The following is a 15,220-nucleotide window of genomic DNA, read 5'->3' as shown; positions in this document are numbered from 1 at the left end:
TTAGGCCTCCATTCGACGAATTGATAGAAACAATGGAACGCTTGCGACGAGCTGAACCAGACAAGAAATGGCAAGATACCCCCAGGCAATAGCTTCAAGGCCCAGTGGAGAGAGGAAATATGTCGCGGTCAAAAGCGAAACCGTCAGGCCGGTTGTGACGGCCAGTTCGGTCAGCGCCCGATCTTCGGCCCGCAGCCATTGCGCGGTCCCGGACCAAACCATCGTCGGGATCGCAGCCAGACAAAGGATCGATACGATTGGTGAAATGTAGGCCCAGTCTTCCCCCAGCAAGAACGGCACATAATAGGGTGTCGCCAAGGCTTGCAGGATGACAATTGGGGTTGTGAACAAAAGTCCCAGCCAAACCGCTTCGCCTGTCGCGCGAGCGCGGTTTGTAGCGGCGGCGATTGTGGGAAACACCACGCGCGAAAAGGCTTTCGAGATTGACGTCGCAAGGCCTAGACCTGCGTTGAACGCGAAAAAGTAGATACCAAGGGCTTCGGCCCCCAGCGTTGCGCCGATCACCAGTTTGTCCCCCTGCAAACGCAGGGTTTTGATCACTTCGCTCCCTAAAAGGCAGGCGCCAAATCCGACGAAGTGACTGACGGGTGCCGCGTCCGTTACCGGTGCTGGCACGTCAGGGTGCAGACGGCGCATCCCGATCAGCCAGACCGGCGCCGTCAGAACACGCGGTAAAATCAATGCAAGCGGGGAAGGAAACACCATTGCAAGTCCGGCAGTCAGGATGTTCGCTAAGACAACCTGCCCCCCCGCGACACCCGCAGTGCCTGTCAGTTTCCCCGCTCGCATGGCCAGCGCGCAATGTACAATTCCGGCTGGCATCACGAGGTATTCCAATGCCAAAAGAGCGATCATAAGTGGGATCAGGGTTCCGCCTGACCACATCCAAATCCCAGCTGCAAACAGGCATTGGACAGCAAACAGCCCAATGCACCATAAACGAAACAAGCGACGTGCTGTGGTTACAACCGCGGGCAGCGCTTTGTCAGGTGCGGCGATGATCCGCTGCACAACCCCGGTTTCCGTGAGTGATTTCAGGATGTCGCCTGCGGCAATCGCAGCTGCGGCAAGGCCGATGGCCTCTGCCTCCATGACACGCGCCACGACAATCACAACCGCGATGCGCGAAATCTTTTGGATGATCTCGGATGCACCATTGGTCAGGAGCGACGTCAAAAAGTGGCGATTGTCTGGCATAATATCCTCGTGGTTAATACAGCCAGATTTATCATAAGCATTCGATTCAATCGCATGTCTGTAAGGTTGGTCTTGTGGCGATTCCGCACCGTTTCCTATACAAAAGGATAGTTCAGACCCAAGTATGCTGAGTTCCCTCGCAGTTTTGATGTCCCTACGTTAGGGTAAGAAAAAAGCGTGCGAGCGGAATACATGCAGACGACCAGATTGATTATGATTGTCGCGATGTCGTGCCTATTGGCGGCCTGTGCATCGCACACGGTTCCAGGCAACCGCGAAGACGTTGACGCTGGCCAAGCCTATCAAGCCCGCTATCGCGGCCCCGACACAGGTGGTGCCGAGGTCACAAGGTCGTCGTATCTCGATATGCTTAAATGTACGGACGGCGCGGTGGTTTCCGATAACGACAGTTATGATGGAAAAGGAACGGCAGGCATCGGGTCCATAACAGGTGGCAGTCCTGAGGTGCTTTCTGTTGGCGATCTCTTGCAGGTTTTCATTGAAGAAGACGAAACGCTTTCGGACACATATGTGATCAATGAAGATGGGAATGTGCGTATCCCCTTCTTGCGCTCTGTTCCTGCAGCCGGGCGCAGTCCGCGTTCCGTTGAAACAGCCATTGCCAACGCATTGATCGCTGACGAACTTTACACCATCGAACCACGTGTTTCGGTGATCCTAAAGGATTATGCTGCAGCCACTGTTTTTGTGGCTGGTGCCGTTTTTGAACCACGTCAGGTGATTGTCGGCGGGGCTAATGCCCAAACGCGCGACGTTGAACGCCAGCAGGCGCTGGGTGCCGCTACCGCGTCACGTCGCCTGTCGACGGCGCTTCGCAACGCGGGTGGTATCCGTCCGGATGCCGACCTTTCCAAAGTTGTTGTCATTCGCGGCGGGGATCGCACCGTCTACGATATCCGAGAAGCCCCGCGCGGCGGCGCCTTTCCAGATCCAATTCTGATTGCCGGTGACCGCGTCGAAGTGCCGTCTCGTCAGTGTTTCCAAGATGAACTGGTCGTTCCAAGTTCTGTCACCCCACCCGGCGTCAAAGTCTTTTTGTCGAACCTTGCCGAAACAGCGCTTGCCAATAACCCCGCAGCGGTCCCAGATGCGCGGGATATGCGGTACGGGACGCGGTTCTTGCAGGCCGTCTTTGGCCTGAACTGCGTTGGTGGATCCAAACTGACCAATGCCAACCGGCGCGCTGTTCTGTTTTCCCGCAATCCGATCACCGGCGAATCTGTAGTCATCGATCGGTCCATCGAGGACCTGCTGCGCGATGCGGAACGAGACGAATTCAATCCCTACATCATGCCGGAAGATTCGATTTCCTGCTACGACAGCGCGACCGTCAGCTTCCGCAACCTTGCGGCCGCATTCGGCGTCGTTTCAGCGGCTGTTTACGTCATCAACTAAAAGCGGCGGATCGGGAACTGGCGATCCGTTTCCCGGATTTCAGGCATCGGTATAATGGACTTTGCAGGGCTCAGCTCGACGCATCATCGACAAACGCGGTTACGGTAAAGGCCTTGCGCAATGCCCCCGTCACTCATGACAAAACGAAAAAAGCCGCTCAGTGCGGCTCTGTCCATTCACATCAAAAGTGATTGTGGCGGAGGCTCAGTCCGCCTCACAATCTATATAAACTACTGCTTTAGTTTAATATAAACTGGGGAATCAAAAAAGATACCACAAAAAATACCCCATCAATTTTTGTGCGCCATTACTGAGGAAAGAATGAATCGGACCTGTCGCGCTTTAGTGCCGCCCCAAGTGCTCGTTTAACCACTTTCCGTTCGAATGCGACGGGGCCTTTCCAGCCCAGCGCTGAGTGGCGGCGACGCGGATTGTAGAAGTCGTTGACGTATTAGAAGATCGCCATCTCAGCCTTCCGCCGTGTTGCCCAAGAATGCTGCCAGATCAATCCGGCCTTTATGGTTTTGAAGAACGTTTCGACGGCAGCATTGTCGTAACAATTGCCCTTGCCGCTCATGGACACCTTGAAGCGATGCTGGCGCAGGATCTTCTGATAATCATGAGAACAATATTGGCTGCCGCGATCCGTATGGTGGATGCAGTCTTTCGGCGGTGAGCGGAATGCGATTGCCATCTTCAACGCCCTAATTGCCAGATCGCGCTTCATGAGGTTACTGACGGCCTAACCAATAACGCGTCTTGAATGCAGGTCGAGGATAACAGCCAGATACAGCCATCCCTCACGCGTCCAGATGTAACTGGTGTCACCAGCCCACTTTTGGTTTGGGGCATCAGCGTTGAAGTCGCGATCCAACAGGTTTGGCGCGATATTGAACTAGCGGTCACTGTCTATCGTGAGCTTGTGTTAGCGTGTTCTAGCAACAGATATGCCGTTCTGGCGCATCAACCTACCAACACGACGGTGGCCCAGGTTCAAACCGATCTCCTTCAATTCTTCGGTCATGCTTGGACGGCCATAGCTTCCTAAACTAAGCTGCAATTGTTCTTTGATATGCGCCAGGGTGACTAGGTCCAGATCGCTGTCTGCGACTGGCTGGCCGGCTGCGGGATGCGCGTAGCCCGCGTGTGCTGACACCAACAACATCACGCAGCCGATTGGCGGAGAAGCTGCCCCTGTGTTCGTCAACAAACCTAAATCTCATTGCTTTAGACCCGCAAAGAACTGGGTGGCCTTTTTTACGATCTCCATCTCCTCCTTGAGAAGCCGGTTCTCGCGTCGAAGCCGGTCATTCTCTTGAGCCAGGCTCAAATCCTCTTTGGAAACAACGCCTGTGTCTCGGTGCGCGGTAATCCATTTGTTCAACGTCGACATGCCCACGCCAAGATCAGCAGCCACCTGCTTACGCGTTAGCCCACTGGTCAATGCAATCCGCACCGCATCTTGGAGAAATTCGTCCGTACGTTTTAGTCCCATAATTAGTCTCCTTTGGGGCAATAAATGCTAGCAAAGGAGCAGCATCAAACCGTGACAGGTCCATTTCCTTCAATCTTTGAGCTCGAACGCGATTGTGGGGGGATAAAATGCAAAAACCCGCAAGGGCCTTATGGCTGTCGCGGGCATCTAAGAAATTGGAAGACTTAAAACTGCTCTCAACTACGTACCGGCCAAGGTACGATGGATCAGTTGCCAACATGTCTGCTCAGCCAGTTTCTGTATTCTAAGCATTGGTTGCCAATATTGTCTGACGACGGGCACTAAGCTGATGTGTAGATCGCACGAGCTTACACGATAATTACACACGAGCTACATACACATTCAAAATTGCGCAAATAGAAAACCCTCATCGATTGAACGACTATGATGTGGACCTATTATGGAAATCAATAAGCTTGACCGTACCATACGCCTAATACAGCCCCCGCAGGACCGTTTAGGGACCCCGCAAACTTCAGAATTTTATGGTCTAAAGGTAATGAACGTTATGTGTGTCGCATGCGACAAAGCATCGTTTAACACCGTCCTAGCGAACCTAGTGCGTCTACGTTTTGAGGTTGCCTATACATCCAGCTTAGGGAGCGCGTTTCAGGACATTTCAACTGACCCTAGCGACTTTGGACTGGTTGTCATTCGTATGGACTGTACAATGACAGATCAACGTCTTGAAAGTTATGTCCGTCTCCTGCGTATGCTGGATATTCGTATTCCTATCTTGATGATAGGCGACACCGCGCGGTCAGAGAATACTTGGAAACATCCGACGATTTATGCCGACTGCGTTACCTCAGAACCCCAAACGATTCAGGCGCTCATTGCGGCCGTCCAACTTGCTGTCGAAGCCGACGCAAAATGGGGTAGCAGATTTGAAAGTCTTCGAATGAAAGCACAAAATCGGATATCGCGACCATTTGAGGCATAATTTTATACGAAACTACGCATTCCAAAACTGACCTTGCAGACAAATCCTAACTACTCATCATGAACCAATGCCAAGACTACTCCGACTGGGGCGTTCATTGATCATCTTTTGCTCAATGAACGCCCTATTTTTTCTCTTAAATCTCGTAAGGTAAGAGGTTTATTCAGTAATGTCAGATTTTCGCAGTCTTTCAGTTCTTTACCTTCGAATTCAGCCAGGCCTGTTATGATGAACAGTTCGGGTGTGTTTTCGATATATTTGACTGCAAGCTCTAGGAAATCGATCCCGTTCATCTTCGGCATCGCCAGATCCGCAATGACTGCGTCAAAAAATGGCCGTTGTTTGCACAGGTAAGTCAGACATCGACATGGGCATGAAAAGTAAGTGGTATGTCCGCCCATCAGCTCAACCGCTTCGACAAGCTCTGCGCCAAAATCTTCTTCGTCATCAACGATCAGCGCTGAGAAAGATTTACCCGCAAGATACCCTGTCATGGTATAGAACCAAGCGACCTGGTCACTGGAAACCGAATTTCTATGCAGGTTCCAACGTCACAATCAAGCGCACGAATTTCTCCATCCATGGCCTCAACAACAGTGCGACTAAGATACAACCCGATGCCAGTGCCGTTTTCATGCACTTTTGTGGAGAAAAATGCGTCGAACACACGATCTTTGAGGTGGGTTGGAATGCCAGGCCCAGTGTCATCTACAGTAATGATCAATAAATCTGCCTCGACAACGAAACGAATACACAACAAACGATCAAGATTGCTTTGGTTACGCATAGCCTGCCGGGAATTCGTAATCAAGTTCAGCATGGTTTGTTCAAACAGAATTGGGCGGCCAGAAAGCCTCAGATCATCATGGTCGTAGTCAAGAACGATTGAAATGCTATCCAGCCTTAACTGCTCTTGGAGCAGATCTATTGCAGATCGCGTGCGGGCAATAGGATCAAATTGGGTTTCGCCTTGGTCGCCGATTTCGAGAACAAACTTACGAATTCCTTGGATAACCTTCCCAGCTCGCAAAGCCTGTTTTTCGACGCGTTGCATTTTTTGGATCGCGTACTCTAAAGGCAGGTCGGCTGTTCCTGCTCGTTCTAGAAAATTCCCCGCTGACATAGAAATAATATTGAGCGGCTGATTCAATTCATGGGCAAAGGAACTCGCCATTTCTCCCAAAGCGGCAAGACGGGACGCTTGAATGAGTTTCGCTTGCGAATCTCGAAGCTCGCTCACGTTGCGGGCAATATAATATTTTTTGTTCTGCTGCACATTTTCTACTTCATCACTCTGCCCTTCTGAAACGATTGGTAACTGACTGGCAACTAGATGCATGAGCTTCCCATTCTTTGCTCGGATATCTAAAACTAGATCGGCTGGATCGCCGCCAAAACTCTGCGCGAACTTACTAGACTGGCTCTCAACCATATCCGACAGCGACTTTCCCAACGTTTCTTGGCGACTATAGCCAGTTAAAGCGCACAGAGCAGGGTTCCACTCTATAACTTGGTCGTAATCGTTGATGGCGAGGATCGGCGAAGACGCCTTTGTAATCAGTGCTTCGAAATTGTATTGCGCGCGGGTCGCGCCACGTTCTGCATTTTGAACGGCTTGGCCAAAGCGCCCTAACCAAATCGAAATCTGTCTATCTTCGTAGAAATTTTCATTTAGCACTGTGTTACTTGATGTACCTTCGCGCAGTGAGTTTTCTGCAATCAACGCAAACCTTTCGATCCACCTCCGAAAAAGGAAGTAAATAAGCTGACCGCCTACAACGATCACCATCATAAGATAAAAAACCAGCGCAAGGAAACGCAGCCAATTATGGAGCAGTCGTGTAACTTTTTCGTGTTGCGAGATCACCATATCGCGCTGAATTAAAGTCGAACCATCGGCCCAAGTACTTTCGCTCAGCACTGCCTTGTACCAAAGTAGCATATCCAAGAAAGACACGTGTGATCCCTTGCTCCCCGCGAAGATGTCCAAGCCTCCATGGCAAAAGCAATTGATACAAACACAATCATCTTCTGCCCCCTGCCCAATCAGAGAAAATTCTTGCCTGAAAACAAGAAAACCCACCGTCATTATGGGAACCAAAATGAGTAGGCCAATGCCCGCCTGAAGGATATTGGTGTAGGAGTTATTCCTTTTTGAGTGTTCGGCAACCGGGAAATTTGGGCGCACTATGATGAGTGTGTTAACTAACAACGCGGCGATCATTGCGTTCAAAACACCATTGAGAGCGAAGTATAGCGACACTGATATCGCGAATATCCATTCCCCATCACCCCAGATGGTCGTCACTAGGAATGACGCAGGGATGCCGAAAACAATCCAGTAGATTAAGACACACGCAGTTATGCGACTGGCCAGTATTCTTACTCTGCTTGTCAGTACCACGACAAAAAGTAACTCAAGGAAGAATAGCAGTGCCACCGGCCAGGAACCTAGACTTGTTGCTGCGGGTGCGGCACCGATCAAGGCGGTTAACAATCCCCATCTTGGCCCTAAAGTTGCCAACGCCGCCCAAACCCCAATGGATCCGAAAAAGTGGTACGTGCCCGCGACAACACCGAAATTTTGGTAGTTACCCCAAAATGCAAAGGCGCAAAATACCAATCCAAGCACAGCGCGTGTAGCCAATTCGTGGGTCTTCATCAACTTATGCAAATTTATCTTGAGCCAGAGGTTTATCAGGTCTTCAGTCCTTATGCCAAGGGGCGTGGACCGGTCTAACGCGCTTACGAAATAAAGATAAATAGCCAAGCCGCAGAATGTGTAGATTCTGTGTAAAAAGCTGAAATCCGCCGCCTTTATATGAAGGTTATGTGAAGATATTGCCGATGAACGATCATCGACTGGACTATCACTATGCTATCCCCTCACAACATCTCATACGTCATTCACGTCTGAGACGCAGCTGGGGGCTCAATGAAAAATAGAGTTGATATCTTACTTGTTGAAGATGATATCGAGCTTTCTGAGGAGGTCACTGAAATGCTTGTCGCGCAGGGTTACAGTGTCGAATGCGCACGCACGCGGTATCAGTATGATCGCAACGCCAAATCTCGGAGTTTCAGCCTCTATATCGTCGATCTCTTGCTGCCTGACGGGCATGGGCATGACATCATCCGAAAAATACGAGAGCGCGGCAGAGCCGGCGTTGTTGTTTTGTCAGGTAAAGTCGAAGAACTGGATAAGGTTGTCGCGTTAGAACTTGGCGCTGACGATTACGTCGAAAAGCCAATCGCACGCACAGAATTTTTAGCGCGCATCAAAAGCCTGATCCGGCGGTTGGCCTGTCCCGAACCGACAAATGCTGGCCCGATGTCAGATGGATCACGCACACTTTTTGGTGGATGGCTGACAGACTTTGCCACCCGGAAACTGTACGCCCCATGCAAAGCTGAAGTTCAGTTAACGAAACTAGAGTTCGAACTTTGGGTAGCCTTGCTAAGCGCCAAGGATCGCGTGCTGACGCGTGATAATTTGATACATGCGATCCGGGGTGGCGATTGGGCTGGGAATGATCGCTCTATCGATGGGTTGGTCAGCCGACTTCGGCGTAAAATGGGCGCATACCATGATGTCGACCAGTTGTTCGAAACCAGTCGAGGCGTAGGTTACATGCTCCGCAGCCCGCCTTCCGGGCCTGCGCATCAATCTTAAACATGACACCTGTCTTGTCTCACCACGCAAAAAGACAGTCGAGACATCGACTGATGAACCTCACCTAACATCTACCTGTCTCAGAATGGTTCCCTGGTTCAAAACAATCTCATCCTCCGCAAAGAGAGACATAGCAATGCAATCGCGTTTGTTTGATCTGTTAGAGAACATTGCGGCCTATGGGCCAATAACGCTTGATGCATTGACCGAACGTAGTGGTTTTAGCCGCTCTGCCACCTTTCGGGGCCTCAAGACGTTGCAAAACGGCGGGTGGGTCCGGCTACGCCTGAACGGTCGGGAGTACGTTTTGACGTCCAAGGTCGAAGCAAAATTATGCGCCAAAGTCGAACCAAAACCGGAAATTGAAAAGCTGACTCAATTTCTCAAGACATGCATAGATTTCCGGACTTTTCAGACCCATATTTTTCAGCAGAGAACGACGTCAAAAGCCGAACTCGTTGATGACAGTGTCTATGGCACGGGGGATCAAACACTGGTCTCAGATTGTTGCGACTTCTTATTGCGGGTGATGCAATATGCGCGTGTTTCTGTCGGGACCGATCGTTTTGACGACGCTCAACGTACAAAAGCCGACGCACTTTTAAACAAGCTCAAGCGGTGCAGCTTTGTGCGGTTGTCAGAACATCGCTTTTTGTGGGTTCCGATTTTTTCCAAATCAGCAGACGTTTTCTTCATTTGTTTGTCCAGCCGGGACTGTCGTCAAGTTGAAGGCGCAATTGGCAGCAAGCTATTGAAGCAAATCAACCTAAGCGAGCATCTTGGGGATTTGAGAACATTCCAAGACATTCAGGTTCGAACCCCCAAAGACTGAGCTGGTTTTCGCCTTTGTCGTACTGCTATTCCGCTTAGCGAAATAGCGTACTTTGATGAACTCTTGCTCCATATTAACAAGGTGTTGGGCCATGGTGAAGGGTTAAACCGAAAGCCATGATGGGTCCAAAAACCACTCAGGGAACACACCATGTCACTAGCTAATGTATACGAGCTGCAAATGCTCAAACTGATCAACGCAGAACGCGCGGCCGTTGGGATAGATCCACTCGCCATCAACTCAGAGCTGAATGCATCAAGCGAAAATCATAGCGCTTGGATGCTCGAAAACGACGTCTTTAGCCATGGCGGCGCAGGTGGGTCTACCTCGCGCGAACGTATCGAAGATGCGGGTTACGAATTGGAAGGCAGATGGCTGACAGGCGAAAATATCGCATGGGTCAGTGAAGCTGGCGACGACGGCTTCTCGGATGAAGTTGTGCGTCTTCATAATAACCTGATGAACAGTCCAGAACACCGCGCGAATCTTTTGAACCCAGAGTTCAAAGAGATCGGTATTGGTATCGAATCCGGTGAATTCGTAGATGACGGCCAACTCTTGGACACTGTTTTTGTCACACAAAACTTTGGCACGACAGCTGCGAATGACGTCGTCATCCCAGAACCTGAGACTGTCGCGCCTGCACCGTCTGATGAACCTGCGCTTACAGTTGTAGACGCGCCGGCTGCGGTTGTCGATGAACCTACGCCTAGCACCGATACGGCTGCGCAAAACAGGCTCACGCTTGAAGATTTCCTATCTGCACGCGGCTTTATGAACCCAAGTTCTCTTGCGGCGAATGACACTGACGACACGACAAGCGATTTCAACCTGACCAATGCGTCATCCACAAGCCGTGTTGAGGTTGATGCCGTCGCAAGCGAAGAAGACGGTGTGTCCGTTGACGTCGAAGGTGAAGGCAATTTCTCTGGCGGAGGATCAGCGGCGGTCGACGACATGGCCATCGAAAACGCAGTATCTGGGGGAACCGTAGTTACACCAACCCCGGTCGAAGAAACACCAGTTTTCGAAACAGCTATGATGTCGGAACCGGAAACGTCTCCCACATCGCCGTTCGATATCGCGCAAATTATGGCATCGCTCGAATTTGGGTTCGACAGCCTTTCTGTCACAAACAATAAAACTGGCGGAACAATGTCAGCACCTGCATCCGGCAACATCGGTCAAGACGATTTCGATGATACTGGATTCGGCGCGTCAGATAGCTTTGTGTTCAATTTTGGTTCGAACCCCAGCGTTCAGACAGGATCAACAATGAGCCGCGCCGTTCTTTCAGCGACGGCGAGCATGGAAGACGGTCCAGATGTCCAAGTTTTGGAAATGACAGGCGTTGTCAGCCTCGCCGGCACCGCAAGTGTTTCTGGCGAAATGGAAACTATTACGTCTGGCGATATGGCGATGAGCCTCGAAGAGCTCGCAAGCTGTACGACTGCTGCATGTATCGAAGATTTTCTATTTTGAAGATCATATCGAGGGGCCTAGTGGCCCCTCGAACCTCTCACTCATCACAAAAGCTATCTGTCTATCCACCGCTTGGACATTGTAGTTATTCTCGGCCAGAAAAATGGGAAGACAAAACCAATTGCATCAGCGCGACCGATCCAGCCTTGCTCCACCATTATGGGTTCAAGAATTTGGCCAGAGCTTTTGCCTTCGATGTCCATCAATGACCAGTGCGGGCCGAAGTTTCCAGGCATACAGGCCGGCCAATTCGATAGTATGTCTCCCGGTCTCGGCACCTGCGTAAAACCCTTTTTCTATCGCTGCGCTAAATGAACTATGATCCAGGTGAACAAGGATTGTAGTAAGAGCGAACATGGTGAGTTTTGCGATAGTAGTCGCGCCATTCATCTATAACCACTTGGCGCTTTGTCCCTTTCGCCGTCGACCCGCAGAAGTAAACTTTTTAGAAACCCGCCATTGGGGTAGTCGTAGCGTAATGAGAATTCATTCGCAGAGCAGACCTCTAGCCTGTTCTGCGACGCATTGCCGTGTTTGCAACTGCAGTTCAGGTACGGAAAAAGTCCAAACCTATATATCAGTCACGGCGCAAGAACAGGTTCCCGCGTTGAGACAATTCCGTTTTCCAGCGGAAAGGATGTTCCGATACAACCATCTCGAAGTCTTCAATGTTGGAGACTTCGTCTGCGATCAAAAGGCATCCTTGCTTGCTTACGTGGTCAAGCATCGTCTTGAGCGTCGAGCGGCGTGCTTGCCGAGACAGCATGTGCAATGTCCGATCAATCAAAACGATGTCGAATGATCCATTCGGCTCTGTCCGTCGTCAGAGTTTTTGGAACCAATGGCGGCCTAATCTAAGAGAGAGTTTGGCTCATCTGGTTTGTTTGATTATGCGGCACGCTGGCGGTGATGCAAGCGCCGCGTTTCGAGCGTCTTTCGTTTGATCCTTTCCCTTTGTTTTAGAATGGCTTTGTCGCGGCCAAAGTAGACATCGGCGGGTGTGACGTTGTTGATGCTCTCGTGGTAACGCTGGTGATTGTAGTGTTCGACGAAGGCTTCGATTTGGCGTTCGAGATCGCCGGGCAAGAAGTAGTTTTCCAGCAAGATGCGGTTCTTGAGGGTTTGGTGCCGGCGTTCGATTTTGCCTTCGGTTTGCGGATGATACGGCGCACCGCGCGAGTGCTTCATGCCCTTGTCCTGCAGCCATTCAGCCAGATCACCTGAGACATAACTTGAGCCATTGTCACTCAGTAGCCGTGGCTTGTGAACGACGTGAACCTGATCGCAGCCGGATGCCTGCAATGCGAGGTCCAGTGTATCCGTCACGTCTTCAGCCCGCATGTTCGTGCAAAGCTTCCATCGCTCTCGGGACATTGCTGCGCAATACCCTGCCGGGCAGTGGAGACGATGTAGCGGCTGTAATCGTCGAGGACCGTGCTGAGGTAGAACCAGCCCCAGCCCAATACCTTGATGTAGGTGAAGTCTGTTTGCCAAAGCTGGTTGATCGCAGTTGTTTTGTCTTTGAACTCGCTGGCTGCCTTGATGACGATGAAGGCAGGGCTGGTGATCAGATCATGGGCCTTCAGCACCCGGTACACTGTGGATTCTGAGACAAAATAGTGTCCCTGATCCGTGAACGTCACTGCCAGCTCGCGCGGTGACAGCTCCGTTTCCTGCAAGGCGAAGTCGACAACCTTGCGCTTCACCTCGTCAGGCACGCGGTTCCAAACGTGCTTGGGCTTGGGGGACTGATCCTGCAATCCGGCCTCACCGCGCTGCAGGTACCGACCGTACCAACGGTAGAACGTCGTGCGTGGGATACCCAGCTTGGCCAGCGTCACACGTGCCGACAGATGGCTTTCCTCGACCAGCCGGATGATCTCTAACTTCTCAGATGCTGCATACCTCATTCGCGGTCGTCCCCATCCCCGAACATGCTTTTTTTGAGCAAGCGGAGTTCGAGCGTTTGCTCCGCAACCACCTCTTTGAGGTCCTTTGCCTCGCGACGCAGTTCCTTCACCTCGTCAGTATTTGCCGCACGCGCCGTGTCCCCAGCCAGCCGCTTCTTACCGGCCTCCATGAAGTCCTTCGACCACTTGTAGTAGATGCCCTGCGATATCCCTTCGCGACGGCACAGCTCAGCAATGCTGTCCTCGCCGCGCAGGCCATCCAGCACGATCCTGATCTTCTCTTCGGATGAATAATGCTTGCGCGTGGCGCGTTTGATGTCTTTGACGATCTTCTCGCCGAGTGTCTTCGTTGTCTTTCTCATCGTCCACTCCTCAGTAGTTACGATGAGCAACAAACCCTCTCTTAGCAAACCACCCTATTTGGCCCCATAAGAGCTGGCGTCAGACAATCTTTGCCAATATCGACACCAATCGACATGAGCTCGTCAAATTCAGTCTTCGCCATGCTACTTCCCCTATATGCAGGTGAAACTAGGCTCAGCCTAACCTGCTGGGTGAAGCAGCGGGTACATCCCATTAGCGGACTCCCAGCACTCGATCGCGATGCTGCGATTGCAGCCCGCTTTGCCGACATTCGCTGCGTTCGCAAAATCAGGTGATGGGCGGATTCACACAATGCGGACAAAGCGCTCTTTCGCTGCATTTGTTCCAATGGCCGCTTTCGTGTTCTCCGCCAAACTTTGAAAAAGGTCGTTTATTTTTCGGTTGACCCGGTTAAGGGATCAGCACAACAGCCACAGGGACGCTATGCTACTGTTCATTTTCTTGGGATTTATTACTGGCTTCACCCTCTCCCTACGCTTTGTTGGCAAGCCACGAAGAGCTCTGATCTGGGGGATGGTGCTGGGTGGCGTGCCTCTAGCGCTGCTGCTTGGGCCGGGTAACACGCCCATACAGGGCATCGGCTCAGCTCTGAACTTTGCTTTCTTTGCACTGGGGCCAGTCATGCTGGTTCCGTTTTTGGCCACCAGTGCCGCTCTCGGCGTAGCTGGAGCTTCGGCTGTGCTACTGATCGGGAAGGGGCGCGCGGCCTGGGTCAGTTGGGCTGTGGGCACCGCACTCGTCGGGATAGTTGCGACGTTGACGCTATTGCCAGTTTCGCAGCGTGAGATAGCCAAGCGCCAACTCGCGGAAGACCGCGATGCCCGTGCCGAGGCGATCATACGTGCAGATTTCAAAGGTACATTGGCCGGACATCAAGTAGCATTTCCTGCCAGCCCGCGCCTGCATGTATTCCATAACTGCCGCCCTGGATACCTTGGGTGCTCCACCAACCTGACCAATCCCGGAAGCATTTTGACCAAACCTGATGAGGCGCTGCTTAATGAACGCCATGATCCGATCAGCTTTCGGATTATTAGTGTTTCATCAGTGGACATAGAGTGCCGCCTCGGCGACTACTGTCTAACACAAGAGAAAATCGATCATTGGTGCGCTGAAATCCGTCTCGATCAAGCAAGTGGCATCTGGTGTCGCGACCTGCCAGCGATGAAGTTCTCATTGCGGACAGATGCAACGCCCGGTCCGTCTGATCGCGACGAGCCTGAACTGGCCGCACGCTATGCTGCAACAACACTTGGGTCTGGGCGGGTCACGTGCTTCTATAGTCCCGACAAAACCGAAACCCACAGGCAAGGCGCAAGCTGCATGCTCTCTTTCGATGTGGCGGACGGGGTAAAGGCGATTCTCGGTGTAAGTCGCGAGCAAATCAGATCAGAGGAACCATCGTTGGCTGCAACCATAGCAATCATCCCCGAGTATTGGACAGCGTTGACGGTCGGGCATTAGCAGACATTAGTATTTCAGCAGCATCCGTTCTTATGGGCTCATACCTGCCGTTAGCCACATCGCAGCTATCCAGCCAACCGTACTTGACCCGACCAACATTGACGGCCCTAAGCTGCCGTTCGGTCATAGAATGGCATCCTGCTGTGCGCTCCTCCGAACCGGACATTGACGGCAGCTAAAAAGTCTTGTCCTGATTGAGATCTCATGAAGCCCACGTCAGCGTTTGTTTCGCCTGGCCCTCTCCTTGGCATTCTTGAGCTTTGCTTGGACCAGTTGGGATTGTGCTGGGTCCTGGTAGGGGAATAGGAGGTCAAGATGGTAGGGCAAAGCAGATTTAGGCATCATTCTGTATTGTCCGTTTCGGCCAATCAGAGCGTTTGGAACTGGCGCTCGCTGCACTGAG

Annotated in this window: 9 protein-coding genes and 2 pseudogenes; 6 read left to right on the top strand and 5 right to left on the bottom strand. The window is 51.7% G+C overall.

The window, feature by feature from the left end; all coding sequences use genetic code 11:
- Nucleotides 1-1,218 carry an oligosaccharide flippase family protein gene (locus AC0L7R_RS06920; protein ID WP_473659828.1) on the bottom strand — a complete coding sequence of 406 codons (1,218 nt, stop codon included), beginning with the start codon at nt 1,216-1,218 and terminating at the stop codon, nt 1-3.
- Between the two features lie 192 nt (nt 1,219-1,410).
- Here AC0L7R_RS06920 and AC0L7R_RS06915 point away from each other — a divergent pair, with 192 nt between their 5' ends.
- Nucleotides 1,411-2,634 carry a polysaccharide biosynthesis/export family protein gene (locus AC0L7R_RS06915; RefSeq protein WP_473659826.1) on the top strand — a complete coding sequence of 408 codons (1,224 nt, stop codon included), beginning with the start codon at nt 1,411-1,413 and terminating at the stop codon, nt 2,632-2,634.
- Between the two features lie 307 nt (nt 2,635-2,941).
- On the opposite strand, the pseudogene AC0L7R_RS06910 reads toward AC0L7R_RS06915, so the two are convergent.
- A pseudogene (locus tag AC0L7R_RS06910) lies at nt 2,942-4,129 on the bottom strand (IS3 family transposase).
- Nucleotides 4,130-4,799: 670 nt separating this feature from the next.
- Here AC0L7R_RS06910 and AC0L7R_RS06905 point away from each other — a divergent pair.
- Entirely contained in the window at nt 4,800-5,072 is a 273-nt protein-coding gene (locus AC0L7R_RS06905; protein WP_473659824.1) for a hypothetical protein, read from the top strand.
- 101 nt (nt 5,073-5,173) lie between these two features.
- On the opposite strand, the gene AC0L7R_RS06900 is transcribed toward AC0L7R_RS06905, so the two are convergent.
- Together AC0L7R_RS06900 and AC0L7R_RS06895 are read right to left on the bottom strand one after the other, a co-directional pair.
- On the bottom strand, nt 5,174-5,566 hold the full coding sequence (locus AC0L7R_RS06900; RefSeq protein WP_473659822.1) for a response regulator: 393 nt from the start codon (nt 5,564-5,566) through the stop codon (nt 5,174-5,176).
- Nucleotides 5,563-7,734 carry an ATP-binding protein gene (locus AC0L7R_RS06895; protein WP_473659820.1) on the bottom strand — a complete coding sequence of 724 codons (2,172 nt, stop codon included), beginning with the start codon at nt 7,732-7,734 and terminating at the stop codon, nt 5,563-5,565. Before AC0L7R_RS06895 ends, AC0L7R_RS06900 begins: the two co-directional genes overlap by 4 nt.
- A 273-nt stretch (nt 7,735-8,007) precedes the next feature.
- On the opposite strand from AC0L7R_RS06895, the gene AC0L7R_RS06890 reads away from it, so the two are divergent.
- The 3 genes from AC0L7R_RS06890 (at nt 8,008) to AC0L7R_RS06880 (ending at nt 11,059) form a co-directional block, all read left to right on the top strand.
- A complete protein-coding gene (locus AC0L7R_RS06890) occupies nt 8,008-8,745 on the top strand; it encodes a response regulator transcription factor (RefSeq protein WP_473659818.1) in 738 nt (245 codons plus the stop codon).
- 136 nt (nt 8,746-8,881) lie between these two features.
- A complete protein-coding gene (locus AC0L7R_RS06885) occupies nt 8,882-9,577 on the top strand; it encodes a helix-turn-helix domain-containing protein (RefSeq protein WP_473659816.1) in 696 nt (231 codons plus the stop codon).
- A 150-nt stretch (nt 9,578-9,727) separates the two neighbouring features.
- The gene (locus AC0L7R_RS06880) at nt 9,728-11,059 is read left to right on the top strand and encodes a CAP domain-containing protein (protein ID WP_473659814.1); all 1,332 of its coding nucleotides are present in this window, start codon (nt 9,728-9,730) and stop codon (nt 11,057-11,059) included.
- An 888-nt stretch (nt 11,060-11,947) separates the two neighbouring features.
- On the opposite strand, the pseudogene AC0L7R_RS06875 reads toward AC0L7R_RS06880, so the two are convergent.
- Nucleotides 11,948-13,331, bottom strand: a pseudogene (locus AC0L7R_RS06875) (IS3 family transposase).
- Nucleotides 13,332-13,776: 445 nt separating this feature from the next.
- On the opposite strand from AC0L7R_RS06875, the gene AC0L7R_RS06870 reads away from it, so the two are divergent.
- On the top strand, nt 13,777-14,817 hold the full coding sequence (locus AC0L7R_RS06870; protein WP_473659812.1) for a hypothetical protein: 1,041 nt from the start codon (nt 13,777-13,779) through the stop codon (nt 14,815-14,817).
- Nucleotides 14,818-15,220 lie beyond the last annotated feature (403 nt).

The organism is Yoonia sp. D2-7, from assembly GCF_055809435.1.
The sequence above is the reverse complement of the archived record's forward strand: the minus strand, read 5'-3'. Positions and strand labels throughout refer to the sequence as shown.

Excerpts from the sequence above, each read along its gene's own strand:
- AC0L7R_RS06920 (WP_473659828.1), bottom strand. The coding sequence starts at position 1,218 with ATGCCAGACAATCGCCACTTTTTGACGTCGCTCCTGACCAATGGTGCA.
- AC0L7R_RS06915 (WP_473659826.1), top strand. The coding sequence starts at position 1,411 with ATGCAGACGACCAGATTGATTATGATTGTCGCGATGTCGTGCCTATTG.
- AC0L7R_RS06905 (WP_473659824.1), top strand. The coding sequence starts at position 4,800 with ATGACAGATCAACGTCTTGAAAGTTATGTCCGTCTCCTGCGTATGCTG.
- AC0L7R_RS06900 (WP_473659822.1), bottom strand. The coding sequence starts at position 5,566 with ATGACAGGGTATCTTGCGGGTAAATCTTTCTCAGCGCTGATCGTTGAT.
- AC0L7R_RS06895 (WP_473659820.1), bottom strand. The coding sequence starts at position 7,734 with ATGAAGACCCACGAATTGGCTACACGCGCTGTGCTTGGATTGGTATTT.
- AC0L7R_RS06890 (WP_473659818.1), top strand. The coding sequence starts at position 8,008 with ATGAAAAATAGAGTTGATATCTTACTTGTTGAAGATGATATCGAGCTT.
- AC0L7R_RS06885 (WP_473659816.1), top strand. The coding sequence starts at position 8,882 with ATGCAATCGCGTTTGTTTGATCTGTTAGAGAACATTGCGGCCTATGGG.
- AC0L7R_RS06880 (WP_473659814.1), top strand. The coding sequence starts at position 9,728 with ATGTCACTAGCTAATGTATACGAGCTGCAAATGCTCAAACTGATCAAC.
- AC0L7R_RS06870 (WP_473659812.1), top strand. The coding sequence starts at position 13,777 with ATGCTACTGTTCATTTTCTTGGGATTTATTACTGGCTTCACCCTCTCC.